Consider the following 24,235-nt stretch of genomic DNA (forward strand, 5'->3'; position numbering starts at 1 on the left):
GGTGGGAGGGGCCGCGGCGGCTGACCGCGGCCCCTCCGCTGTGGGGAGGTCCGGGCGCGACAGGCACGATCCGCGCCCGGACGGATGGCTCATCGCCCGGAGCGCCCAGTCACGGGCCCAGTCACGGGCCCAGTCACGAGCCCAGCAACAGGCCCGGTCGCAGGCCCGGTCGTGCGCCCGGTCACAGGCCGAGGGCCTGCTTGAGGCCGGTGAAGCCGGTCAGCGCGGTCTCGCCGCCGGGCAGCATCGAGGTGCCCTCGACGCTCTCCACGGCCTTGGGCAGCAGCACGCCGATGACGTCCTCGCCGATCTCGCGTACCGGCTGCTGCAGGTCTGTCGGCGACTGGATCCCGGTGCCCCCGACCGAGTTGTGGTGCGGCGCCTGGGCGCGCCGCGCGTCGCCCTCCAGCGGCGTGCGCGCCAGCGGGGGCAGCTCGGGCAGTGACGGCAGCGAGGGCAGCGCCGGCAGAGGGGGCACGCCCGCCGCCGTCGAGAGGTCCTTCATCGACATCGGCCCCGGCATCACGGGGATCGCCGGCGAGGCCGAGGTCAGCGACGGCATGCCCCACGTGGCGGCCGTCCCGCCCAGGTCGGCCGAGCCCAGCACCGCCCGGCCCGTCGCGAGGCCGGTCAGGCCGAGCCGCCTGGCCAGCTCCCCGGCCGCCATGGCCAGCTTGTTGCTCTCCGACGCGACCATCCGGCTGCTGCCCGAGCCGTTGTCGTTCACGCGGAGCTTCGTGTGCTCGTCGCAGTACGTGGCGACCGAGCGGGGCGACAGCAGCGCGGGCTCGTCGCCCTGGCAGGTCGCGGCCGTGGCGGGACCGGCGACCAGCCAGATGACGCCCGTGGACAGAGCGGCCACCGCGATCATGCTCCGCGTTCTCTGGAATGACACCTGCACGTCTCCCTGATCGACTTCGGTGATCTCGCTGAACGTAGTCACCCGTGCGGCCGGGGAGCGGCGGCTTGTCCGAAGAGTGGGGCGAACCTTACCGAAGACGGGGCCCGATGACCTTGCCATGACACGCCGGAGCCCGGAGATCTGCGGGATCCCCGGGCTCGGATGCGGCCGTTGTCGACAGCGCGCCGGTCGTCAGCGCGCCGGTCGTTCAGGACGCGCGCTGGATGAGCAGCTCGTCGTCGCCCAGCTCCACCTGGACGTGGTCGCCGTCGGAGACCTCGCCAGACAGCACGGCCCTGGCCAGCTTGTCGCCGATGGCGGACTGGACGAGGCGGCGCAGCGGGCGGGCGCCGTACATCGGGTCGTAGCCCGTCAGCGCCAGCCACTCGCGGGCCGCCGGCGTGACGTCCAGCGTCAGCCTGCGGTCGGCCAGGCGCTGCGCCAGCCGCTCGACCTGGAGGTCGACGATCTGCGCCAGCTCCTCGGTGCCGAGCGCGTCGAAGAGGATCACGTCGTCGAGCCGGTTGAGGAACTCCGGCTTGAACGAGCCGCGCACCGCCCCCATGACCGCCTCGCGCTTCGCGCCGTTCTCCAGCTTGGGATCGACGAGGAACTGCGAGCCGATGTTGGAGGTCAGGATCAGGATCGTGTTGCGGAAGTCGACCGTGCGCCCCTGGCCGTCGGTCAGCCGCCCGTCGTCGAGCACCTGCAGCAGGATGTCGAACACCTCGGGATGGGCCTTCTCGACCTCGTCGAGCAGCACCACGGTGTACGGGCGCCGCCTGACGGCCTCGGTGAGCTGGCCGCCCTCCTCGTAGCCGACGTAGCCGGGAGGCGCGCCGACGAGCCTGGCCACGCTGTGCTTCTCGGAGTATTCGCTCATGTCGATGCGGGTCATCGCCCGCTCGTCGTCGAACAGGAACTCCGCCAGCGCCTTGGCCAGCTCGGTCTTGCCCACGCCGGTCGGCCCGAGGAACAGGAACGACCCGGTCGGCCGGTCGGGGTCGGCGATGCCGGCCCGGCTGCGGCGTACGGCGTCGGAGACGGCCTGTACGGCCCGCTGCTGCCCGATCAGGCGCTTGCCCAGCTCCTCCTCCATCCGCAGCAGTTTGCTCGTCTCAGCCTCAAGCAGCCGCCCGGCGGGGATGCCGGTCCACGACGAGATCACCTCGGCGATGTCGTCGGCCCCGACCTCCTCCTTGACCATGGCGTTGTCGGGCGGCGCCGCCTCGGAGGCCGCCTTGAGCGCCTGTTCGAGCCGGGGCACCTCGGCGTACATCAGCCGGGACGCCGCCTCGAAGTCGCCGTCGCGCTGCGCCCGCTCGGCCGCGCCACGCGCCTCGTCGAGCTGCTTCTTCAGCTCGCCGACCTTGTTGAGCCCGGCCTTCTCGTGCTCCCAGCGGCCGACGAGGGCGTTGAGCTCCTCCTGCCGGTCGGCCAGCTCCTGGCGCAGCCGCTCGAGCCGCTGGACGGAGGCCTCGTCGGTCTCCTTCGACAGGGCCAGCTCCTCCATCTTCATCCGGTCGACGTTGCGCTGGAGCTGGTCGATCTCCACCGGGCGGGAGTCGATCTCCATGCGCAGCCGCGAGGCGGCCTCGTCGACCAGGTCGATGGCCTTGTCGGGGAGGAACCTGCTGGTGATGTAGCGGTCGGACAGCGCCGCCGCGGCGACGAGCGCGCTGTCGGCGATCTGCACCTGGTGGTGGGCCTCGTAGCGGCCCTTGAGCCCGCGCAGGATCGCGATCGTGTCCTCGACCGTGGGCTCGCCGACGTAGACCTGCTGGAAGCGGCGCTCCAGCGCGGGGTCCTTCTCGATGCGCTCGCGGTATTCGTCGAGCGTGGTCGCGCCGATCATGCGCAGCTCGCCGCGGGCCAGCATGGGCTTGAGCATGTTGCCGGCGTCCATCGCGCCCTCGGCGGCCCCGGCGCCGACGACGGTGTGCAGCTCGTCGATGAACGTGACGACCTGCCCGTCGCTCTCCTTGATCTCCGAGAGCACGGCCTTGAGCCGCTCTTCGAACTCGCCGCGGTATTTCGCGCCCGCGACCATCGCGCCGAGGTCGAGCGCGATCAGCCGCTTGTTGCGCAGCGACTCGGGCACGTCGCCGGCCACGATGCGCTGGGCCAGGCCCTCGACGACGGCGGTCTTGCCGACGCCGGGCTCGCCGATGAGCACGGGGTTGTTCTTGGTGCGGCGGCTGAGGACCTGGACCACGCGGCGGATCTCGGAGTCGCGGCCGATCACCGGGTCGAGCTTGCCGCCCCGGGCCCGCTCGGTGAGGTCGACGCCGTACTTCTCCAGCGCCTGGTAGGTGTCCTCAGGGGTCTCGCTGGTGACCCGGGCGTTGCCGCGCACCTTCTCGAACGCGTCGAGCAGCGCCTGCGGCGTCGCGCCCTGCGACCTGAGCAGCTCGGCCGACTGGCCCCCGTCGGCGGCCAGGCCGACCAGCAGGTGCTCGGTCGAGACGTAGAGGTCTTCGAGGCGGTTGGCGTGCTGGGCCGCGGTGTTGAGCACCGTCAGCAGCTGGCGCGAGCTGGACGGCGCCCCCACCGTCGAGCCCTGCGCCTTCGGCAGCGTCGCGAGCTGCTCCTCCGTGCGGGCCCGCAGCGTGCGCCAGTCGGCGCCCACGGCTTCGAGCAGCGGCACGGCGGTGCCGCCCGTCTGGGAGAGCAGCGTGGTCAGCAGGTGAGCGGGGGAGATCTCCGGGTTGCCCTCCGCGGCGGCGCGCCGCATGGCACCCGAGAGAGCTTCCTGGCTCTTCTGGGTGAGCTTGTAGTCCATCTTTCTAGGCCCCCGGTGGCAGCTCGTAGCGGATCAGCGCTCTGACCATGCGCATCTCGGCGCGCAGGCGGACGACCTCCTCACGCAGCCGCAGAGCTTCGTTCTCGAGCTCGAGAATCCGCTTGATGCCCGCGAGGTTGATGCCCTCCTCCTGGGAGAGCCGCTGCACCTCGCGGAGCTGGATGATGTCGCGTGTCGAGTAGAGGCGGCCGCGCCCGGCGGTGCGCCCGGGGCTGACCAGCCCGAGGCGGTCGTACTGGCGCAGGGTCTGCGGGTGCAGCCCGGAGAGCTGCGCGGCCACCGAGATCACATAGACAGGGGTGTCATCGGAAAGGTCGAAATAGTTGGCGTCCATCGGCTTACTCGCTTCTGGCTCGCTGAATGAGCTCGGCGCGCGGGTCCTCACTCGCGACCGCGGTGTTGAACTCGTTGAGCAGCTCGCGCGACTTGTCGTCGAGCGTCTTCGGCACGACGACCTCGACGCTGGCGAGCAGGTCGCCCTTCGTTCCGTCCTTGCGGGTGACGCCCCTGCCGCGCACGCGGAACGTGCGCCCGTTGGGTGTGCCCGCGGGAATGCGCAGCGTGACCGGCATCCCCTTGAGTGTCGGGACCTTGATCTCGGCGCCCAGGGCGGCCTCCGAGAACGTCACCGGCACGGTGATCGTCAGGTTGTCGCCCGACCTGCCGAACACGGCGTGCGGCTTGACGTGCGTCAGGATGTAGAGGTCGCCCGCCGGGCCGCCGTTCTCGCCCGGCGCCCCCTTCCCCTTGAGCCTGACCCGCTGGCCGTCGGCCACCCCCGCGGGGATGCGCGCCTGGATGGTGCGGGTGCTCTTGGCCCGGCCGCTGCCCTCGCACACGGGGCAGGGGACGTCCACGATCAGCCCGCGCCCCTTGCAGTCGCGGCAGGGCTCGGAGAAGGCGAAGTTGCCCAGGTTGCGGCTGGCCGCGCCGGTGCCCTCACAGGTGGGGCAGACCCTGGGGGTCGTGCCCGCCTTGGCGCCGGTGCCGCTGCACGAGGTGCAGGCGGCGGAGCTGGTCAGCCTGAGGGACACGGTGGTGCCCTCGACCGCTTCCGTGAAGGTCAGCGTGACCTCGGACTCGATGTCCTGGCCACGCCGCGGCCTGGACGTGGTCGTGGTGCGGGTCGCCCCGCCCCGGTTGAACAGCCCGCCGAACAGGTCGCCGAGCCGCTCGCCCGCGCCCCCGCCCTGGGCGCCGCCCTGCTGGGCGGTGCCGCCGAACAGGTCGCCGAAGTCGAACGGGAAACCGCCACCGCCAGGCCGCTGGCCGCCCACCCCTGACCCGAACAGCGTGCGCGCCTCGTCGTACTCCTTGCGCCGCTTGGTGTCGGACAGGACGTCATAAGCCTCGGAGACCTCCTTGAACTTGGTCTCCTTGGCCGAGTCGCCCTGGTTGGTGTCGGGGTGGTACTGCCTGGCCAGCTTGCGGTACGCCTTCTTGATCTCGTCGGCGGTGGCGGTCTTGGGCACACCAAGGACGGCGTAGTAGTCCTTTTCCAGGTAGTCCTTGGTGCTCATCTACGGCCCTTCGTCCTTGTGATCAGTTGTCGTCGTCATTGGACGCGGCTGGAGCGTCCTCGGGTTCGGCGACGGCCACCCGCGCCGGGCGCAGCACCCTGTCGCCGATGCGGTATCCGAGCTGCAGCACCTCGACGGCGGTCGGCTCGCTCACCTCGGTCGAGTAGCTGTGCATCAGCGCCTCGTGGACCGTCGGGTCGAACGGGTCGCCCTTCTGCCCGAAGGAGCTGAGGCCCAGCTTGGTGAGCGCCGACTCCAGCGACTCCGCCACCTTCGCGAAGCCGCCGGTCAGCTCGCCGTGGTCGCGGGCCCGGCCGATGTCGTCGAGCACGGGAAGGAGCTCCGACAGGGCCCCCGCGACGGCCTGCTCGCGGACCGCGACCCGGTCACGCTCGACCCTGCGGCGGTAGTTGGTGTACTCCGCCTGAAGTCGCTGCAGGTCGGCGGTCCGCTCGGCGAGCTGGGCCGCCAGCTCGCCATCCTGCGACTCCAGCACGTCGCCCGGCACCTCCTGTGGCGCCACGGGCGCCTGTCGAACCTGGCCCGTCTCCGGGTCGATCTTGCGGTTGTCGCGGATCACCGGCTCCTCGTGCCCGTTTTCACGCGCTGGCATCACTGGTCCTTCTTCGGCTGGTCGTCGTCGACGATCTCGGCCTCGACCACGTCGTCGTCGGCCTTCTGGTCACCCTGGCCGGCGGTGGCGTCCTGCGGAGCGCCCTCGGGACCGGCCTGCTGACCCTGACTCTGAGCGTAGATCGCCGAACCCATCTTCTGGCTGACGGTGGCGAGCTTCTCGGCCGAGGTGCGGATGACGTCGGTGTCGGTGCCCTCCAGAGCCTTCTTCAGCTCGGCCAGGGCGTCGTTGACCTCGGTCTTGATCTCGCCGGGGACCTTGTCGTCGTTTTCGCGGAGGAACTTCTCCGTCTGGTAGGCCAGACCGTCCGCGTTGTTGCGGACCTCGGCCTCCTCGCGGCGCTTCTTGTCCTCCTCGGCGTACGACTCGGCCTCGCGCATCATCCGCTCGATGTCGTCCTTCGGCAGCGCGGAGCCGCCGGTGATCGTCATCGTCTGCTCCTTGCCCGTGCCCAGGTCCTTGGCGGAGACGTTGACGATGCCGTTGGCGTCGATGTCGAAGGTGACCTCGATCTGCGGGATGCCGCGCGGCGCCGGCGCGATGCCGGTCAGCTCGAACGTGGCCAGCTTCTTGTTGTAGGACGCGATCTCGCGCTCGCCCTGGTAGACCTGGATCTGCACCGACGGCTGGTTGTCCTCGGCCGTGGTGAAGACCTCGGAGCGCTTGGTCGGGATCGTCGTGTTGCGCTCGATGATCTTGGTGAAGATGCCGCCCTTGGTCTCGATGCCCAGCGACAGCGGGGTCACGTCGAGCAGCAGGACGTCCTTGACCTCACCCTTGAGCACGCCGGCCTGGAGCGCGGCGCCGATGGCCACGACCTCGTCGGGGTTGACGCCCTTGTTGGGCTCCTTGCCGCCGGTCAGCTCCTTGACGAGCTCGGAGACGGCGGGCATGCGGGTCGAGCCGCCGACGAGCACCACGTGGGCGATGTCGGAGACCTTGATGCCGGCGTCCTTGATGACCTGGTGGAACGGGCCCTTGGTGCGCTCGAGCAGGTCGGCGGTGAGCCGCTGGAACTCGGAGCGGGTCAGCTTCTCGTCGAGGTGCAGCGGGCCCTCGGACGAGGCCGTGATGTAGGGCAGGTTGATGTTGGTCTCGGACTGGCTGGACAGCTCGATCTTGGCCTTCTCGGCCGCCTCGCGCAGGCGCTGGAGCGCCATCTTGTCCTTGGCCAGGTCGACGCCGTGGGCGTTCTGGAAGCGCTTGACGAGCTCGTCGACGACGCGCTGGTCCCAGTCGTCGCCGCCCAGGTGGTTGTCACCGGAGGTGGCCTTGACCTCGACGAAGCCGTGGCCGTCCTCCTGGCCGACGTCGAGCAGGGACACGTCGAAGGTGCCGCCGCCGAGGTCGAAGACCAGGATCGTCTGGTCCTGCTCCTTGTCGAGCCCGTAGGCGAGCGCCGCCGCGGTCGGCTCGTTGATGATGCGCAGCACGTTGAGCCCCGCGACCGTGCCGGCCTCCTTGGTGGCCTGGCGCTGGGCGTCGTTGAAGTAGGCGGGGACGGTGACCACCGCGTCGGTGATCTTCTCGCCCAGGTAGGCCTCCGCGTCCTGCTTCAGCTTCTGCAGCACGAACGCGCTGATCTGCTGCGGGGAGAACTTCTTGCCGTCGATCTCCTGGGACCAGTTGGTGCCCATCTCCCGCTTGACGGAGCGGATCGTCCGGTCCACGTTGGTGACGGCCTGCCGCTTGGCGACCTCACCGACCAGGACCTCGCCGTTCTTCGCGAAGGCGACCACGGACGGCGTGGTCCGCGAGCCCTGCGCGTTGGCGATGACGGTGGGCTCACCGCCCTCGAGGATCGAGACGACGGAGTTGGTCGTCCCAAGGTCGATACCTACCGCACGTGCCATGAGTACGTCCTTGTAGTCAAAGTTGAGTCTGTTGGACTCAACCTATGGATGCGTGTCGTCTTTGTCAAACGACTTGAGCCTACCCGACTCAACCCTCGTGAGCGTGAAAGCATTCCCGAATTCCCCGGGCAAGAACGGGCATGACGGTGCACAACTCACGTAACGGACCCGCGCGATCAGGGGTTCCACCTGATCTCTTCGGCGCCCACTTCGCGAGATCCACCGCTACATCGCGCGCGGGCCCACCGCGGCCGACGCCGCCGCGATGGGCGCGGTCAGACCATGGTTGTACGGGATCGCGACCAACCTGGTGGCACGGCTCAGCGGGCCGTGCTCATCCGCCTGCCGGCCGCCTCGCCCCACGTCAAGGTCGTGGGAGAGGTGGCGGGACCCCTGGGAGGAAAGGGGCCGGCGCTGGGCTTCGGGGAGCTCGACCACGTCTTCGACGGGAGGCTGACCCGGGCGAAGTTCCCCTGCCGGCGGCGGATCGTCGACCTGTCCACGGGCCGGTGGCTCGCCGGCGTCTCCTGCCGGGGCCGCGCGATCGGCGGCGTGGCCAAGGGGACGCCGCCGATGTTCGCCGTCCGCCACGTGAGCACCGGCTGGGCCGAGGGGCCGCCCGTCCCGCCGAACAGACATGGGCGGACCCCGGCGCGGTGGGCGCGCACCGGGGTCCGCGTAGGAGATGGCTCACGTGACCCGGGCGTTCACGCCCTCCATCGGAGCGGGATCTCACCGGCGGAGGGCCCGGCGGCGGGGTGTTCTGATCGATGTATCGCAACAAATCGATCATTTGTCACTACGGTTGTCCGTAAGTGGACAAATGAGGAAGTGGGCATATCAGGACTTGACGCCGCCACCGGGCACCGCCCTGTCACGCCGCCCTGTCACGCCGCCCTGTCACGCCGTCACTTCGCGCCGTCCACGAGCTTCCGCTTGCCGAGGGCCTTCTTCAGGGTGACCGTCGTGGTCTTCTCGATCGCGATCATGATGCAGGACACGTTCTTCGCCTTGCTGCCGGTGCCCTCGTACAGGGTGACGGTGACCCGCTTGGACGTCTCCTTCACCTTGACCCGGTCGAGCACCGTGCACGGCTCCACCCCCGACCACCAGGTGAGCTGGATCTTGCGGCCCTTCGAGACCGGCTTGGCCTTGGTCCAGCGGACCTTGTGGACGTTGATGGCGTCACCCGTCGGCTTGACCGTCTCGGGCGGCTTCGTGGGAGAGGTGGTGACCGGCTCCGACACGACGGGAGGCTTCTCCGGGGTCGAGGACGAGGCCCGCTCGACCGGCGGGGTCGTGCCGCAGCCCGCGGCGAACACCAGGCATCCGGTCAGGAGAGTCGCTGTCATTGTCCGCATACCCCTACGACGGACCGCGCCCGCCGCCGGTTCAACTCCCCGGCCGGATCCTGGTCAGGGCAGGAGTCGCGAGGTGGCGGCGCACGATCGGCAGGCCGACTGATTAGTGTGGATCGTGTGCTCCGTCAGGCCATGCTCGCCCTCTCCAAGAGCCCCCGAGCCGAGCGGCTCGTCACCACCTCACCGCTGACCGCGGACGTGGTCAGGCGCTACGTCGCGAGCGACATCGGCGCCGTCGTCGACCGGCTGACCCGCCAGGGGCTGCTCGTCAGCGTCGACCACCTCGGCGAGGAGGTGACGGACGAGGCCCAGGCCGAGGCCGCCGTTGACACCTACGTGTCGCTGCTCGACCTGCTGCCCGCCGGCGCCGACGTGTCGGTCAAGCTCACCGCGCTCGGGCTGCGGCTGTCCCAGCGGCTCGCCACCGCCAACGCCGCGGCCATCTGCGCGGCGGCCGAGGCGAAGGGCGTCACGGTCACGCTCGACGCGGAGGAGCACGACACGATCGCCGGGCTGCACGCCGTGCACGCGGCGCTGCGCAGGGAGCATCCCGAGGTGGGCGTGGTGGTGCAGGCCTACCTGCCCGACTCGCTCGACCGCTGCGAGAAGATCGGGTCCGCCCGCGTACGGCTGTGCAAGGGGGCCTACACCGCCCCCGGCGGTTACCGCAGGGCCCGCGACATCGACCGCTCGTTCGTACGGTGCCTGAAGGTCCTCATGGCCGGCCCCGGCTACCCCATGGTCGCCACGCACGACCCCAGGCTGCTGCGCATCGCCTCCACGCTGGCCGTCCTCGACGGCCGCGACCCGACGGGCTACGAATACCAGATGTTGTACGGCGTGCGCCCAGAGGAGCAGACCCGCCTGGCCGGGCTCGGCTCCCGGGTGCGCGTCTACGTCCCCTACGGCGCCGACTGGTACGCCTACCTCATGCGCCGCCTGGCGGAGCGCCCCCGCAACCTGGCCTTCTTCCTGCGTTCCCTGGTCTCCCGGCGGTAGCGGATAGGCTGCCAGACCAGCGTTCCATTCATCGAGGGGCCGAAATGATCGCGATTCTGGGCACGGGCAAGATGGGCGAGGCCCTGCTGTCCGGGTTGCTGCGCGCCGGGCTCAAGCCGGGCGACATCATGGCGACCACCCGCAGGGCCGAGCGCGCGCAGGCGCTGCGCGACGCGTACGGCGTGCGCATCGTCTCCAACGCCGAGGCGGCCCAGTCCGCCGACACCCTCGTCCTCGCGGTCAAACCGCAGGACATGGCGACGCTGCTGGCCGAGATCGCCCCCTACGTGCCCGCCGGGCGGCTGGTGATCAGCGCCGCGGCCGGCATCACCACCTCGTTCGTCGAGCAGCGGCTCGGCGTCCAGGTGCCGGTGGTGCGGGTGATGTCCAACACGCCGATCAGGTTCGACGAGGCGATGAGCGTGATCTCGGCGGGGGCGCACGCCACCGAGGAGCACCTCAAGCTGACCGAGGGCCTGCTTGAGCCGGTCGGCAAGGTGCTGCGCATCCCCGAGTCGCAGCAGGACGCCGCGACGGCGCTGTCCGGCAGCGGCCCCGCCTACTTCTTCTACCTGGTCGAGGCCATGGTCGACGCGGGCATCCTGCTCGGCATGCCGCGCGCCGCCGCGCTCGACATGGTCACCCAGTCCATCGTGGGGGCCGCGGTGATGCTGCGTGACTCCGGCGAGCATCCGGTGATCCTGCGCGAGGCCGTCACGTCGCCCGGCGGCACGACGATCGCGGCCATCGCCGAGCTCGAACGCCACAGCGTGCGCGCCGCCTTCCTGGCCGCCATCGAGGCCGCCCGCGACCGCGGCCGCGAGCTCGCCTCCGGCTGACCACCCGGCCTCCGGCCGACACCCGCGTCCGGCCGGCCACCCGACCTTCGGCCGACATCCGCCTCGGCCGGCCGCCTGGCCTTCGGCCGACCTCCGCGCCCGGCCTGTGGCTGAGCACCCGGCAGCGGTGGCCGAGCGGGCGCTTGTGAGGGCGGCGGGCCCGGCTCCTACGATGGGGCGGTGACGGTCCGACGCGGGCTGGCCCCGCTGCTCGTCCTGTTAGCTCTGACCGGCTGCACGTCCGAGGAGCCCCCGGCCGTCCAGCTCGCCGAGGTCCGGCGCGCCCCGGTCACCGAGGTCGTCGAGGCGCCCGCCACCATCGGCGCGCGCGCCTCCGCGACACTGCGCTCTCCCGCCCAGGGCACGATCGCCAAGCTGTACGTCAGCGAGGGCGACCGCGTCCGCAAGGGCCAGATCCTGGCCAGGATCCGCTCGCCCCAGGCGGAGGACCAGCTCAGCCAGGCCCGCCGCGCGTCCAGGATGCCGGCCCCGGCGAGCTTCGGCGCGAACGTCCGCCTCCCGTCCCTCGACACCGGCGCGTTCGACCGCAAGGTGGCCGCCCACTTCGCCAAGGCCAGGAAAGAGGCGAAGAAGATCGAGGACCGGCAGGCCCGCAGGCAACTGCTCACCGCGATCGAGCTGGCCCAGACCCAGCACCGGGCCCAGACGAAGGCGCTGGCCTCGATCACCGCCCAGCTCAACCGCTCGATCAACGGCGTGCTATCCGGCGTGACCAGCGGCCTGTCCAGCTCCATGGCCTCGCTCCAGGCCGCCTCGCGCACCCAGGCGAAGGCCGCGGTGAAGGCGGCAGAGAGCACGGTGAAGTCACTGACGATCAAAGCACCGTTCTCCGGCGTCGTCAGCCTGGGCCGGGTGTCGGGCGGCGGCGCGGCGGGCGGGGTCGAGAGCCTGCTCGGACGGCTGCCCGGCGGCGGGCAGCAGCTCCCGTCCGTGCCCTCGGGCGGATCCGCCTCTGGCGCTCCCGTCGCGATCGGCGTCCCGGTCTCGCCCGGCGACTCCATCGTCACCGTGACCGACGTGTCCAGGCTCACCCTGGACGCCGACGTGGACGAGACGGACGTCCTGCTGGTACGCGAGGGCGTCGAGGCCGCCGTCGAGCTGGACGCGGTGCCCGGCGCCACGTACACCGCCGTGGTCACCGGCATCGGCGTCAACCCCATGGAGGGCACCACGGGCGGCGTCAGCTACCCCGTACGCCTCAGGCTCGGCCCGGGCGCGTTCGACGACGGCGCCAAGGCGCCCGCCCCCAAGCCGGGCATGAGCGCCGTCACCAGGCTGACCGTGCGCGAGTCGCCGTCGGCCGTCGCGGTGCCGGCCTCGGCCATCGTCTCCAGCGGGCGCGAGAGCGTGGTCTGGGCGGTGGCGGACGGCGTGGCGCGGCGGCGCGTGGTCAAGCTCGGCGCCCAGGGCGACGCCGTGGTGGAGGTGCTGAACGGGGTGTCCGTGGGCGAGCGGGTCGTGGTCAAGGGTGCGGACTCCGTACGGGAGGGGCAGCGGCTGCCATGAGCGCTCCCGCCATCGAGGCGGTGGACCTCACCCGCCGCTACCAGCTCGACGGCGTGGCCGTCGAGGCGCTGAGAGGCGTCTCGCTCCGGATCGACCAGGGCGAGTTCGCCGCCGTCGTGGGCCCGTCGGGGTCGGGCAAGTCCACGCTCATGCACCTGCTGGGCTGTCTCGACCGGCCCTCTTCCGGCGTGCTGCGGATCAACGGGGTGGACATCTCCCGGCTGTCCGACGGCGCGCTGGCCGAGCTGCGCAACCGGACGATCGGCTTCGTCTTCCAGTCCTTCCACCTGCTGGCCAGGACCACGGCGCTGGACAACGTGGCGCTGCCGCTGGTCTACCGGGGGCTGAGGCGGGCCGAGCGGCGCGCCAGGGCCCGCGCGGCGTTGGAGTCGGTGGGGCTGGGGCACCGGATGGACCACCGGCCCTCGCAGATGTCCGGCGGGGAGCAGCAGCGGGTGGCCATCGCCAGGGCGCTGGTCGGCGAGCCGAAGGTGCTGCTGGCCGACGAGCCCACCGGCAACCTCGACACCGCGAACGGGGCCGAGGTGATGGCCATACTCGACCGGCTCAACGCGGGCGGCGGCGTCGCCGTGGTGCTCGTCACGCACGAGGCCGAGGTCGCGGCCCACGCCAGGCGCCAGATCCACGTACGGGACGGCCTGATCGAACGGATCGACGTACGGGACGGATCGACCGGGCGGACCGACGGACAGGACGGGCGATGAACGCGACCGAGGCGCTGGTCATGGCGATGGAGGCGCTGCGGGTCAACCGGCTGCGCAGCGTGCTGACCATGCTCGGCGTCATCATCGGCGTGCTGGCCGTGGTGATCCTGGTGGCGATCGGCACCGGCGCCAAGGACGAGATCGAGCAGCAGATCTCCGGCCTCGGCACGAACATCATCCTCGTCGTCCCCGGCCGGATCAGCCTGGGAGCGGCGCCGACGCAGAGCAAGCTCGGCCTGGCCGACGTGGCCTACGTGCGGCGGGTGGTGGGCGACCCGGCGAAGGTGACGGTCTCGCTGCAGTCGGGCGAGACCGTGCGCGTGGGCAGGACCGAGGTGTTCGTCACGGTGATCGGCACCGATCAGAACCTGGTCAACATCTTCGAGCGGCCCGTCGGCAAGGGCCGCCCGCTGAGCGAGACGGACGTGGACACCCGCCGCCGGGTCGCGGTGCTCGGCTCGGAGGTGGCCGACCGGCTGTTCGGCGACCTGGACCCGATCGGGCGGCAGGTGACGGTGGCGGGGGCCAGGTTCAGGGTGGTCGGCGTGTACGCGACGGTGGGGCAGACGTTCGGGCTGTCGCGCGACCAGGAGATCCACGTCCCGGTGACGACGGCGCAGCGGCTGCTCGGGATCGAGCGGATCAACGGGCTCGCGGTCGGCGCCTCGGGCCCGGACGAGATCGACCCGCTGTCGGACCGGGTGACGGCGGCGCTGCGCGACCGATATCCGGGCGAGCAGTTCTCCGCCGTCACGCAGACCGCGCTGCTCGGCACGATCGGCAGCGTGCTGGGCATGCTCACCGGCGTGCTCGCGGCCATCGCCGGCATCTCGCTGCTGGTCGGAGGCGTCGGGGTGTCGAACATCATGCTGGTCAGCGTGCGCGAGCGCACCCGCGAGATCGGGCTGCGCAAGGCGCTGGGGGCCAGGCAGCGCGACATCCTGGCCCAGTTCCTCATCGAGGCGGTGCTGCTGACCACGATCGGCGGGCTCATCGGGATCCTGCTCGGGGTGGGCGGCGCGCTGGCCATCGAGGCGTTCACCGAGGTACCGGCCTCGATCACCTGGTGGTCGATCGCGCTGGCTTTCGGGGTGTCGGCGGCGGTCGGAATGTTCTTCGGCGTGGCGCCGGCGCGCAGAGCGGGCCGGCTGGATCCGGTGATCGCCCTGCGCGCCGAATGATGGGAAGAACGCCCTGTCAGGCGTCGCGGCGCTGCAGCAGCACGGCGCCCGCGGCGACGGTGACGGCGATCCACACCAGGTAGACGCCGAACCCGCTCCACGGCCCCAGCGCGCCCTCGCCCCGGACGGGCATCACGATCAGCATGCCGGCGTTGGTGGTGAAGTAGTCGGCCACGGTCCTGCCCCACTGCCCGGGCAACTGGTACATCAGCTGCGGCAGCACCAGCATCAGCGCGATGGCCGACACGATGGCCCCTGGCGTGTGCCGGATCAGGACGCCGAGCCCCAGCCCGAACAGACCGCAGGCGGTCAGGTAGAGCGCGGACCCGAGCGCCGCCCCCGCGACCGCGCCCGGATCGACCGACGTCGGCTGAGCGATGAGCACGCCCACCAGGATCGCGACGGCCGACGCGGCCGCCGAGACGACCAGCGCCAGCGCCGTGAAGACGACGATCTTGCCGGTGAGCAGCCGCAGCCGCCTGGGCACGGCCATGAGCGAGGTGCGGATGCCTCCCGTGCGATATTCGCTGGAGATCACCAGCACGCCCAGCGTGGCCATGGCCAGTGAGGCGAACATGTTGCCCACCAGGCTCAGCTGGATCGCGTCCTGGCCGGTGATCGGCCCGTCGGCGCTGCCCTTCTGCGCGGTGACGATGAGCGCGCCGAGGCCGATCAGCAGGATCGCGGTGGCGACCAGCGTCCAGACCGTCGAGCGCACAGAGCGGATCTTGGTCCATTCGGACCTGAGGATGTCGGTCATGAGGAGAACTCCAGGCTGTCCTTGGTCAGCTCCATGTACGCCGCTTCGAGCGAGGGACGCACGAACGTCAGCTCCTCCAGCGGAATGCCGGCCCGCGCGGTGAGCGTGCCGATCTCCAGCGTGCTCATCGCGGTGACCCGCAGGTGGTCGGGATGCGGCTCGCCCACTTTCACCAGGTCGGCGACCTCGGCCAGCCGAGGCGAGCGGACCCGTACGTAGCCCTGGGAGCTGCGCCCGATGAACTCGGCCACGCTCGTGTCGGCGATGAGCCGCCCCTTGCCGATCACGATCAGGTGGTCGGCGGTCTGGGCCATCTCGCTCATGAGGTGGCTGGAGACGAACACCGTCCGCCCCTCGGCCGCGAGCTTGCGCATGAACGTGCGGATCCACAGGATGCCGTCGGGGTCGAGCCCGTTGACGGGCTCGTCGAACAGCAGGATCTCCGGGTCGCCGAGCAGCGCCGCGGCGATGCCCAGCCGCTGCGACATGCCCAGCGAGAACCCGCCGACCCGCCGCCCGGCGACCTCGCCCAGGCCCACGGCCTCCAGCACCTCGCCCACCCGGGAGGAGGGGATGCCGTTGCTCTGCGCGATGGCGAGCAGGTGGTTGCGGGCGCTGCGCCCGCCGTGCACGGCCTTGGCGTCCAGCAGCGCGCCGACCTTGCGCAGGGGATGCCTCAGCTCCGCGTACGGCCGCCCGTCCACGAGCACCGAACCGCCCGAGGGCCGGTCGAGGCCGAGGATCATGCGCATCGTGGTCGATTTCCCTGCGCCGTTGGGTCCGAGGAAGCCGGTCACCTGACCCGGCTCGACGTCGAACGACAGATCCGCCACGGCGACGGTGCCGCCGTAGCGCTTGCTCAGGTTCGTTGCCCGGATAGCGGTCATGGTCACAGCGTGCCGTCGTACGGCGCCGGTTTCTTCCTGCCCCGGGACCGTTTCGCGCAGCCGCGATCTAGGACCCTGGTCCTACTCTCCTGGGTGGATCAAGCCCGCCTCGTACGCGACGATCACGGCCTGCGCCCGGTCCCGTACGCCGATCTTGGCGAACAGGCTCGTCACGTGGTTCTTCACGGTCGAGGGGGAGACGGACAGGCCGGCCGCGATCTCCGCGTTCGACCTGCCCCGGGCGATCAGCACGAGGATCTCCCGCTCGCGCTCCGTGAGCCCGGTCAGCGCGGCGGGCGCCTGGCGCGGGGGCGAGGTGCGGACGAAGGTGCCGATGAGCCGGGTCAGCAGGCGCGGCGCGACGGCCGACTCGCCTCGGTGCACCACCCGTACGCCCTCGATCAGCTCCTCGGGGGAGACGTCCTTGGGCAGGAAGCCGTCCGCGCCCGCGCGCAGCGCCGCGACCACGTTCTCGTCCAGGTCGAACGTGCTCAGCGCGAGCACCCGCACGCCGGGCAGTTCGGCGGTGATCAGCTCGGTCGCGCGCACGCCGTCCATGCCCGGCATGTGCAGGTCCATCAGCACCACGTCGGGCCGCAGCCGCCGGCTCAGGTGCACCGCCCGCTCGCCGTCGCCCGCCTCGCCGACCACGCTCAGGTCGGGCTGGGCGTCGAGCATGAGCCTGAAGCCCTTGCGCACCAGCTCGTGATCGTCGACCAGGAGCACTTCGATGGGATCTGCGGCGATCATGTCCCCTCCAGCGGGATGCGGGCGTGCACGCGGAATCCACCCTCCTCGCGCGGGCCGGTGGACAACTGGCCTCCGCACAGGGCCACCCGCTCGGCCATGCCGCCGAGCCCGAACCCCGGCGCGCCCTGGCCCTTCGTCAGGCCGTCGTCGAGCACCTCGACCTCGACGGCGGCGGGCTGGTAGGCGAGCAGGACGCTGGCCCTGGCGCTGACGGCGTGCTTGCGCGTGTTCGTCAGCGCCTCCTGCACGATCCGGTAGACCGCGTGGTCCACGGTGGCGGGCAGCGCGACCGGCTCGCCCGTGACGGTCAGGCTGGCCGGTAATCCCGCCGACCTCGCCTCCTTGATCAGCGCGGGCAACCGCTCGGCGCCGACCCCGGTCGCCGCGTCCGGGCCCTCGTGGCCGTCGGCCCTCAGCACGTCGAGCAGGCGGCGCATCTCCGACATGGCCTGCCTGGCGGTCTGCTCGGCGCTCTCCAGCGCGTTCCTGGTGACCTCCTGCTCCGGCGGCAGCGTCGCCCGCGCGCCGCCGACCAGGGCGTTGATCACCGTGATGTGGTGCGCCACCACGTCGTGCAGCTCCCTGGCGATGCGCCGCCGCTCGGCCCTGACGGCGGCGTCGGCGGCCTCGCGCATGCCCCGCTCCTTGAGCTCGGCCCGCAGCCGGACGAGCTGGCCGAGGCCCACGGCGGCGCCGACGGTGAACAGGGAAACCAGCCAGAGCCCCTGGCCCTCCACTCCCAACGTCATGACGGCGGCGCCGGCGACGCACGCCGCCGCCGAGGCGATCGCGGTGGTCCGGCCGCTGGTGTAGCGGCCCAGGCTGTACAGGGCGACGAGCGTGGGGATGTTGGTGTTGTCCACAGTCCCGCTCAGGATGAACACCGCGTCCACGGCGATGACCAGCGCGACGGTCGGCACCGGGCGGCGGCGGCGCACGAGCAGCAGCGCCGTTCCGAGCAGGTAGTGCAGGGTGGCGGCCTGGAACCACCACTGGCCCTGGACGATCATCAGCAGAGGTCCGATGAGCGCGGGCACGGCCAGCACGATCACCAGCGTCCGGTCGAAGACGACCGGACGTCTGAAGAATCTGGGGATCCGCCCGATCTTCCGAAAGATCCGCGCGATGCGCACGGTAAACACCATAAGTCACGACTTCTGGGTGGAGCTCGGACGTTTCCCACCGTCGGCGGCACCACCGGACCCGCGCCACAGCCCGTCGGCGGCGGCGCCGGACCCGCGCCACAGCAGGAGGGCCGTGGCTGCGGTAACGTCGGCGCCAAGGCGAGGGCAGCGTGTGGAGGGGTTGGCATGAGCCGGTCGGCACGGGTGATCTGGGACGACGCTCTCACCTCCTACGACTTCGGCCCGAGCCATCCGCTCGCCCCCGTGCGCGTCGAGCTGACCATGGCCCTGGCCCGCGAGCTCGGCGTGCTCGACAAGGTCGAGCTGGCCGGCTGTGAGCCGGCGAGTGACGACGATCTGGCCCTGGTCCACGAGCGGCCCTACATCGAGGCCGTCAAGCGCGTGTCCGCCTCGGGCCGGGCCGACCTCGGCGTAGGTCTCGGCACCACCGACAACCCCGCGTTCAAGGGCGTCCACGAGGCGTCCGCGCTGATCGCCGGCGCCACGCTGGCCGCCGCCCGCGCCGTCTGGGAGGGCTCGGCCGAGCACGCGCTCAACATCGCGGGCGGGCTGCACCACGCGATGGCCGCCTCGGCCAGCGGGTTCTGCGTCTACAACGATCCGGCGCTGGCCATCGCCTGGCTGCTGGAGCAGGGCGTGAGCCGGATCGCGTACGTGGACGTCGACGTCCACCACGGCGACGGCGTACAGGCGGCGTTCTACGACGACCCCAGAGTCCTGACGATCAGCCTGCACGAGAGCCCGCGCACGCTGTTCCCCGGCACGGGCTTCCCCCAGGAGACCGGCGCCGAGGGCACGGCCGTCAACGTCGCGCTGCCCGCGGGCTGCGGCGACTCCGGCTGGCTGCGTGCCTTCCACGCGGTCGTGCCGCCGCTGCTGCGCGAGTTCGGGCCGGAGATCCTGGTGACCCAGCACGGCTGCGACAGCCACGCGCTCGACCCCCTGGCCAACCTGATGCTCAGCGTGGACGGCCAGCGGGCCGCGTACGCCGCCCTGCACCGCCTGGCCCACGAGACGGCCGGCGGCCGGTGGCTGGCGACCGGCGGAGGCGGCTACGAGCTGGTCCAGGTGGTGCCGAGGATCTGGACCCATCTCATCGCCGAGGCGGCAGGTCACCCGATCGATCCGGCCACGCCGACGAGCGAGGAATGGCGCCGGTTCGTCCGCGAGCGGACGGGGGAGACGCCACCGCTCACCATGACGGATGGGCGCAAACCGGAATTTCATCACTTCTCTGATGGTTATGATCCTGCGGACCCCATTGACCGTGCGGTCATGGCGACCCGGCACGCGGTGTTCCCCCTGCACGGCCTCGATCCGATGCCCTGACGAGGAAGATGCAGTGCTCAGTCGCGACGAACTCCGTGAACAGCTTGTCCAGACCCGCATCGCGGGTGACGTCGCGACCTCCCGCGAGAACAACCTCGACCACTACAGCAGCCTGGCCAACGGCGACGCCTACTACGCGCTGGGCCTGACGTTCGAGCAGCCGTGGTCCTACCGCGACATCCTGGCGCTGATGGCGAAGTCCGCGGGCGTGGTGGCCGACCCGAGTCACCGCTGGGGCCAGGACACCATCGACCCCGAGCTGACGATCGACGCGATCGACGCGATGGCCGAGCGCATCGCCGCGGTGCTGGCCCGGCCGGGCGCGCGGGTGATGTTCGCCACCGGCCACCCCACGGGCCTGCTGGCCGTGCACCTGCCGCTGGCGGCCCTCTGCGTGGCGAAGGGCGCGCGGCTGCTGACGCCCGGCGAGGGATGGACGTACGCGGGGTCGGGTTTCGGTCGGCCGCGGCGGATCCGCTACCTCCAGGACGTCGCCATGCTCGACGACAAGGGCGCGCTGGTGCACACCCACGACGCCGACCCGATGCGGCACATGCTCGACGAGCTCGCCGGCGACCTTCCCGACCTCGTGATCGCCGACCACGGCTGGGCGGGAGCGGCCGGAGAGGCGGGTGCGCCGACTGTGGCCTTCGCCGACTGCAACGACCCCGGGCTCTTCGTCGGTGAGGCGGAAGGCAAGATTGACGTGGTCGTGCCGCTCGACGACAACGTGCTACCCCGCTACTACGCTCCGTTGACAGAGCGATTGGTCACAAGAGTCTCACAAGCCCTTCCCGTCTAATTCGGTCATCCCCATACCGTCTTTTCGCGCCTGCATTCCAAGAGGCTCGCTGTCCCTTTGCCAACTTTTGACAGGGCTCCGGCGACTCTTATGTGTGGCAACTTGGACAGTTCCAACGTCCGAGTGAGGTGCTCGGCCGGGCTGCTGGCCAGCGTTTTTGCTGGTTCGGCTGACAGGCGGCTCCGGCAACTGAGAAAATAGGGGGTTTGCGCACTCGGAGTCCCGACTTACGCTGACGGCAGTACACGTGCGTGAGCAATGGCACCAGTGGGGATAACCCGGAAACACGTGCGGAAGAGGCGTCCGATGGCTGCAGGCGAAAGACCTCTCAGCGAGGTGAAGTTCCTGACCGTCGCAGAAGTGGCGACGGTCATGAGGGTGTCCAAGATGACGGTGTACCGGCTCGTCCACTCCGGCGAGCTGCCGGCCATCAGAGTCGGCCGCTCGTTCAGGGTGCCTGAGCAGGCGGTACACGACTATCTGCGGGAGGCCTACATCGAGGCAGGTTGATGTAGCGACACGCCCGGTCGTGTCGTGAATGCTGTCGCGGGAGAGGCCCGGTTGCCGCTGATGCGACCGGGCTCTCGCCCCCCGATGGGCGATCTACCGTGGATCGCCGGTAGTCTGTGAGCCGGTGTGCGCTCGCACATCGATTCAGACTTGCTATCAGTACCTGGGGGTCCCGTGGGCTCTGTGATCAAAAAGCGCCGCAAGCGGATGGCTAAGAAGAAGCACCGCAAGCTGCTCAAGAAGACGCGCATCCAGCGGCGCAACAAGAAGTAACCGACGCAGCTGCGAGGCGCTGATGACCCACACCGTGCTTGTCACCGGGGTCTCGCGCCACATAGGCGCCCGGGTGGCGAGTGCCCTGGCGGCAAACCCGGACATCAGCCGTGTCATCGGAGTGGACACCGTACCGCCCCCCTCGCTGACGCGGGACGGTGACAGCTCCCTCGGCCGGACGGAGTTCGTCCGGGTGGATCTGCGCAGCCCCGACATCGCTCAGGTGATCGCGGCCGCGGACATCGACACCGTTGTGCACATGAGCCTCGTCAGCGCTCCCTCGCGGAGTGGTGGCAGGGCCGCCATGAAGGAGCACAACGTCATCGGCACCATGCAGTTGCTCGGTGCGTGCCAGCGGTCGGCGACCGTGCGACGTGTGGTGGTGCGTTCCACCACCGCCGTCTACGGCTCGTCGCCCCGCGATCCCGCGGTGTTCACCGAGGATCTGGAGCCCCACGACGGCCCCGTCCACGGTTACGCCAAGGACGCGGCCGAGGTCGAGGGCTATGTGCGGGGTTTCGCGCGGCGCCGTCCCGACGTGACGGTGTCGTTGCTGCGCTTCGCCAACTTCATGGGCCCTGGCGTCGACTCGCCGCTGACCCGTTACTTCACCCAGCCGGTGCTGCCGAGCGTGTTCGGCTTCGACCCGCGGCTGCAGTTCATCCATGAGGATGACGCGGTCGAGGTGTTGCGCCGGATGGCCACCGAGCATCACCCCGGCACGTTCAACGTGGCCGGGGCCGGCGTGCTGCTGCTGTCGCAGTGCGCGCGCAGGGCGGGGCGGCCGTCACTGCCGCTGCCCTCGTCCGCCTTCAGGGTGCTCGGCGGAGCCGTGCGCCGGGTCGGCCTGGTCGAATACTCGCCCGAGCAGGTCAGGCTGCTGTGCCACGGCCGCGCGGTCGACACCGCCAGGCTGGAGGCCGAGCTGGGCTGGAAGCCCAAGTTCACCACCGGCGCGGCCTTCGACGACTTCCTGCGCTCCCACGAGCTGCGGCCGCTGGGAGGTGCCTGGCCTTGAGCGTTCCCCAGGAGGAGGAGGGCCGGGTGATCCCCATCAGCGCGGCGCCCTCGTTCGAGGAGCCCGACCCCATGGCCAGGCTGCTGGCCTTCCTGCGCAGGCGCGTGACCGGCGACTACGAGGTCGACGAGTTCGGCTACGACCCCGAGCTGACCGACAAGGTCGTCCTTGAGCTCATCAGGCCGCTCTACAACCACTGGTTCAGGGTCGAGCCCGTCGAGCTGAAGAACATCCCCGACGACAGCGGCGCCCTGATCGTCGCCAACCACTCGGGGACGCTGCCGATGGACGCGCTGATGCTCCAGGTCGCCCTGCACGACGAGGCCGGCCGGGCGCTGCGGCTGCTCGGCGCCGACCTGGTCTACCAGCTTCCCTTCCTCAGCCACCTGGCCCGCAAGACCGGCCACACGCTGGCCTGCCCCGAGGACGCCGACCGGCTGCTGCGCAAGGGCGAGCTGGTCGGGGTGTTCCCCGAGGGCTTCAAGGGCGTCGGCAAGCCCTTCTCCGAGCGCTACAAGCTCCAGCGCTTCGGCCGCGGCGGCTTCGTGGCCTCCGCCATCAGGGCCGGGGTGCCCATCGTGCCCACCGCGATCGTGGGGGCCGAGGAGATCTATCCCAAGATCGGCGATCTGAAGACGGTGGCCAGGCTTCTGGGCCTGCCCTACCTGCCGATCACCCCGTTCTTCCCGCTGCTCGGGCCGCTCGGCCTGGTGCCGCTGCCGTCGAAGTGGATGATCGAGTTCGGCGAGCCGATCAGGACCGACGAGTACGACCCGTCGGCCGCCGACGACCCCATGCTGGTCTTCAACCTCACCGACCACGTACGCGAGGTCATCCAGCAGCTGCTCAACGAGCTGCGGCTGCGCAGAGGCCACGCCTTCCCGCCCTTCCTCTGACAGCCGGCCGGGGCTGACGGCCGGGCCGGGGCGCAACCGGAGCGGCCCCTTCGGTGTTCTGCGGATCGATCGACTGAACACCGAAAGGGAGAATCCCCATGGATCTGCAGCTTTCCGGCCGCGTCGCCGTCGTCACCGGCGCGTCCAAGGGCATCGGCCTGGCCGTCGCCCGCACGCTGGCCGACGAGGGCGCCCACGTGGTCGCCGCCTCCCGTACCGTCCCCGACGCGAAGGTGAGCCACGTCGCGGTGGACCTGATGGACCCGCAGGCGCCCGCTCAGGTCGTCGCGCACGCGGTCGAGGAGTTCGGCGGGGTGGACATCCTGGTCAACAACGCCGGCGGCCCGCCGCCAGGGGTGACGCTGCCGCGGGCCGGGTTCCTGACGCCCGACGACGCCGACTGGCGGGAGATGTTCGAGTTCAACCTGTTCGCGGTCGTCCGGATGATCCGCGCCGCGCTCCCGGTGATGCTGGAGCGGGGCGGCGGCTCGATCGTCAACCTGTCCTCCACCATGGCCAGGCAGCCGAGCGCCATGAACGTCGACTACGGCGCCGCCAAGGCGGCCGTGCTGGCGATCGGCAAGTCCCTGTCCGAGGAGTTCGGGCCGCGCGGGATCCGGGTCAACACCGTCTCGCCGGGTCCCGTGCTGACGGACTGGTGGACCAAGGACGGCGGCGCCGCCGAGGTGTTCGCCGGGTTCGTCGGCTCCGACAGGGACAGCGTGATCAAGGAGGTGGCCCCTGCGATGATGAACCTGACCACCGGCCGGCTGGTGCACCCGCAGGAGATCGCCGACGCGGTCGCGCTGCTGGCCTCGCCCCGCTCCGGCGGCACGGCCGGCGCCGAGTTCGTCATCGACGGGGGCCAGCTCAAGGAGATCTGAACCCGCTGGGCGGGTTGTGGAGAGACATCCGTGACCGATCCCCCACAGAAGGGCGGAGATGATCACGCAACCCGCCGTCAGGGGTGTGGACTCCGAGCTGGTGAGCGCCTCGTGGACCGACCCCGAGGCGTTCGCCGAGCTCTTCGACCGCTACTCCGCCATGCTCTACAGGTACGTCTCCAAACGCCTCGGCCCCGGGCCGGCCGAGGACCTCGTCGGTGAGACGTTCCTGATCGCCTTCTCCAGGAGGAGGAGCTACGACCTGGCCTACCCGGACGCGAGGCCGTGGCTGTTCGGCATCCTGACCAAGCTGATCGCCCGGCACCACCGCTCCGAGGCGACGCGGTACCGGGCCCTCCTGCGCGCCCCCGTCGAGTCCGAGGTGGAGTCGCCCGCCGACCGGGTGGCGGCCGGGGTGAGCGCCCAGGCCGTCCGCGGTGAGCTGGCCGGCGCCCTGGCCGCGCTGCCCGCCAAGGACCGCGACGTGCTGCTGCTGATCGCCTGGGGCGATCTCACGTACGAGGAGGTCGCGCGGGCGCTCGGTATCCCCGTCGGAACCGTACGTTCCCGCCTCAACCGGGGCAGGCGGAAAGTACGCGCCGCGCTCGGCGACACCAACCCCATGGAGGAGGAGTGAC

Annotated in this window: 24 protein-coding genes and 1 pseudogene; 13 read left to right on the forward strand and 12 right to left on the reverse strand. The window is 70.8% G+C overall.

The features are described 5' to 3' along the window. Positions 1 to 181: 181 nt before the first annotated feature. The 8 genes and pseudogenes from ABFX54_RS00990 to ABFX54_RS01025 form a co-directional block, all read right to left on the reverse strand. Positions 182 to 895 carry a hypothetical protein gene (locus ABFX54_RS00990; RefSeq protein ID WP_346100930.1) on the reverse strand — a complete coding sequence of 238 codons (714 nt, stop codon included), beginning with the start codon at positions 893 to 895 and terminating at the stop codon, positions 182 to 184. Positions 896 to 1,109: 214 nt separating this feature from the next. Further along, positions 1,110 to 3,683, reverse strand: a complete 2,574-nt coding sequence (gene clpB, locus ABFX54_RS00995) for an ATP-dependent chaperone ClpB (protein WP_346100931.1) — start codon at positions 3,681 to 3,683, stop codon at positions 1,110 to 1,112. Between the two features lie 31 nt (positions 3,684 to 3,714). Further along, a pseudogene (locus ABFX54_RS01000) lies at positions 3,715 to 4,038 on the reverse strand (heat shock protein transcriptional repressor HspR); the annotation flags it as partial. 4 nt (positions 4,039 to 4,042) lie between these two features. Beyond that, a complete protein-coding gene (gene dnaJ, locus ABFX54_RS01005) occupies positions 4,043 to 5,224 on the reverse strand; it encodes a molecular chaperone DnaJ (RefSeq protein ID WP_346100932.1) in 1,182 nt (393 codons plus the stop codon). A gap of 22 nt (positions 5,225 to 5,246) precedes the next feature. Beyond that, entirely contained in the window at positions 5,247 to 5,837 is a 591-nt protein-coding gene (gene grpE, locus ABFX54_RS01010; RefSeq protein ID WP_346100933.1) for a nucleotide exchange factor GrpE, read from the reverse strand. Then, on the reverse strand, positions 5,837 to 7,711 hold the full coding sequence (gene dnaK / locus ABFX54_RS01015) for a molecular chaperone DnaK (RefSeq protein ID WP_346100934.1): 1,875 nt from the start codon (positions 7,709 to 7,711) through the stop codon (positions 5,837 to 5,839). Before dnaK ends, grpE begins: the two co-directional genes overlap by 1 nt. A gap of 320 nt (positions 7,712 to 8,031) precedes the next feature. Beyond that, complete coding sequence (locus tag ABFX54_RS01020) at positions 8,032 to 8,379, reverse strand: hypothetical protein (protein WP_346100935.1); 348 nt, start codon at positions 8,377 to 8,379, stop codon at positions 8,032 to 8,034. Between the two features lie 240 nt (positions 8,380 to 8,619). Continuing rightward, positions 8,620 to 9,063 carry a hypothetical protein gene (locus ABFX54_RS01025; protein WP_346100936.1) on the reverse strand — a complete coding sequence of 148 codons (444 nt, stop codon included), beginning with the start codon at positions 9,061 to 9,063 and terminating at the stop codon, positions 8,620 to 8,622. A gap of 126 nt (positions 9,064 to 9,189) precedes the next feature. On the opposite strand from ABFX54_RS01025, the gene ABFX54_RS01030 reads away from it, so the two are divergent. From ABFX54_RS01030 to ABFX54_RS01050, 5 genes are all read left to right on the forward strand, one after another. Further along, positions 9,190 to 10,071: a proline dehydrogenase family protein gene (locus ABFX54_RS01030; protein WP_346101065.1), complete on the forward strand. Its 882-nt coding sequence runs from the start codon at positions 9,190 to 9,192 to the stop codon at positions 10,069 to 10,071. Between the two features lie 44 nt (positions 10,072 to 10,115). Then, the gene (gene proC, locus ABFX54_RS01035; RefSeq protein WP_346100937.1) at positions 10,116 to 10,910 is read left to right on the forward strand and encodes a pyrroline-5-carboxylate reductase; all 795 of its coding nucleotides are present in this window, start codon (positions 10,116 to 10,118) and stop codon (positions 10,908 to 10,910) included. Between the two features lie 180 nt (positions 10,911 to 11,090). Beyond that, on the forward strand, positions 11,091 to 12,437 hold the full coding sequence (locus ABFX54_RS01040) for an efflux RND transporter periplasmic adaptor subunit (protein ID WP_346100938.1): 1,347 nt from the start codon (positions 11,091 to 11,093) through the stop codon (positions 12,435 to 12,437). Further along, positions 12,434 to 13,162, forward strand: a complete 729-nt coding sequence (locus ABFX54_RS01045) for an ABC transporter ATP-binding protein (protein WP_346100939.1) — start codon at positions 12,434 to 12,436, stop codon at positions 13,160 to 13,162. The genes ABFX54_RS01040 and ABFX54_RS01045 overlap by 4 nt, the downstream gene beginning before the upstream one ends. Beyond that, on the forward strand, positions 13,159 to 14,343 hold the full coding sequence (locus ABFX54_RS01050; RefSeq protein WP_346100940.1) for an ABC transporter permease: 1,185 nt from the start codon (positions 13,159 to 13,161) through the stop codon (positions 14,341 to 14,343). The genes ABFX54_RS01045 and ABFX54_RS01050 overlap by 4 nt, the downstream gene beginning before the upstream one ends. Positions 14,344 to 14,359: 16 nt before the next feature. Here the strand turns inward: ABFX54_RS01050 and ABFX54_RS01055 are convergent, their stop codons facing one another. The 4 genes from ABFX54_RS01055 to ABFX54_RS01070 form a co-directional block, all read right to left on the reverse strand. Then, entirely contained in the window at positions 14,360 to 15,103 is a 744-nt protein-coding gene (locus tag ABFX54_RS01055) for an ABC transporter permease (RefSeq protein ID WP_346100941.1), read from the reverse strand. Further along, a complete protein-coding gene (locus ABFX54_RS01060) occupies positions 15,100 to 15,990 on the reverse strand; it encodes an ABC transporter ATP-binding protein (protein ID WP_346100942.1) in 891 nt (296 codons plus the stop codon). Before ABFX54_RS01060 ends, ABFX54_RS01055 begins: the two co-directional genes overlap by 4 nt. Positions 15,991 to 16,071: 81 nt before the next feature. After that, on the reverse strand, positions 16,072 to 16,740 hold the full coding sequence (locus tag ABFX54_RS01065) for a response regulator (protein WP_346100943.1): 669 nt from the start codon (positions 16,738 to 16,740) through the stop codon (positions 16,072 to 16,074). Further along, positions 16,737 to 17,873: a sensor histidine kinase gene (locus tag ABFX54_RS01070; protein WP_346100944.1), complete on the reverse strand. Its 1,137-nt coding sequence runs from the start codon at positions 17,871 to 17,873 to the stop codon at positions 16,737 to 16,739. Before ABFX54_RS01070 ends, ABFX54_RS01065 begins: the two co-directional genes overlap by 4 nt. Positions 17,874 to 18,050: 177 nt before the next feature. Here ABFX54_RS01070 and ABFX54_RS01075 point away from each other — a divergent pair, with 177 nt between their 5' ends. The 8 genes from ABFX54_RS01075 to ABFX54_RS01110 all read left to right on the forward strand — a co-directional run bounded on the left by ABFX54_RS01075 (position 18,051) and on the right by ABFX54_RS01110 (position 24,234). Beyond that, on the forward strand, positions 18,051 to 19,214 hold the full coding sequence (locus ABFX54_RS01075) for an acetoin utilization protein AcuC (RefSeq protein WP_346100945.1): 1,164 nt from the start codon (positions 18,051 to 18,053) through the stop codon (positions 19,212 to 19,214). 13 nt (positions 19,215 to 19,227) lie between these two features. Further along, positions 19,228 to 20,016, forward strand: a complete 789-nt coding sequence (locus tag ABFX54_RS01080) for a phosphatase (RefSeq protein ID WP_346100946.1) — start codon at positions 19,228 to 19,230, stop codon at positions 20,014 to 20,016. Between the two features lie 306 nt (positions 20,017 to 20,322). Next, a complete protein-coding gene (locus ABFX54_RS01085; RefSeq protein WP_043629748.1) occupies positions 20,323 to 20,526 on the forward strand; it encodes a helix-turn-helix domain-containing protein in 204 nt (67 codons plus the stop codon). 174 nt (positions 20,527 to 20,700) lie between these two features. Continuing rightward, on the forward strand, positions 20,701 to 20,799 hold the full coding sequence (locus tag ABFX54_RS01090) for a 30S ribosomal protein bS22 (RefSeq protein ID WP_018654693.1): 99 nt from the start codon (positions 20,701 to 20,703) through the stop codon (positions 20,797 to 20,799). Between the two features lie 22 nt (positions 20,800 to 20,821). Next, positions 20,822 to 21,817 (forward strand): NAD-dependent epimerase/dehydratase family protein, encoded by a 996-nt coding sequence (locus ABFX54_RS01095; RefSeq protein WP_346100947.1) that lies wholly within the window; start codon positions 20,822 to 20,824, stop codon positions 21,815 to 21,817. After that, the gene (locus ABFX54_RS01100; protein ID WP_428834474.1) at positions 21,814 to 22,713 is read left to right on the forward strand and encodes a lysophospholipid acyltransferase family protein; all 900 of its coding nucleotides are present in this window, start codon (positions 21,814 to 21,816) and stop codon (positions 22,711 to 22,713) included. The genes ABFX54_RS01095 and ABFX54_RS01100 overlap by 4 nt, the downstream gene beginning before the upstream one ends. Before the next feature lie 98 nt (positions 22,714 to 22,811). Continuing rightward, positions 22,812 to 23,597 (forward strand): SDR family NAD(P)-dependent oxidoreductase, encoded by a 786-nt coding sequence (locus ABFX54_RS01105; protein ID WP_346100948.1) that lies wholly within the window; start codon positions 22,812 to 22,814, stop codon positions 23,595 to 23,597. A 58-nt stretch (positions 23,598 to 23,655) separates the two neighbouring features. Then, positions 23,656 to 24,234, forward strand: a complete 579-nt coding sequence (locus ABFX54_RS01110) for an RNA polymerase sigma factor (protein WP_346100949.1) — start codon at positions 23,656 to 23,658, stop codon at positions 24,232 to 24,234. Position 24,235: the final 1 nt, after the last annotated feature.

Source organism: Nonomuraea maheshkhaliensis (assembly GCF_039529435.1).
GTDB lineage: Bacteria > Actinomycetota > Actinomycetes > Streptosporangiales > Streptosporangiaceae > Nonomuraea > Nonomuraea maheshkhaliensis.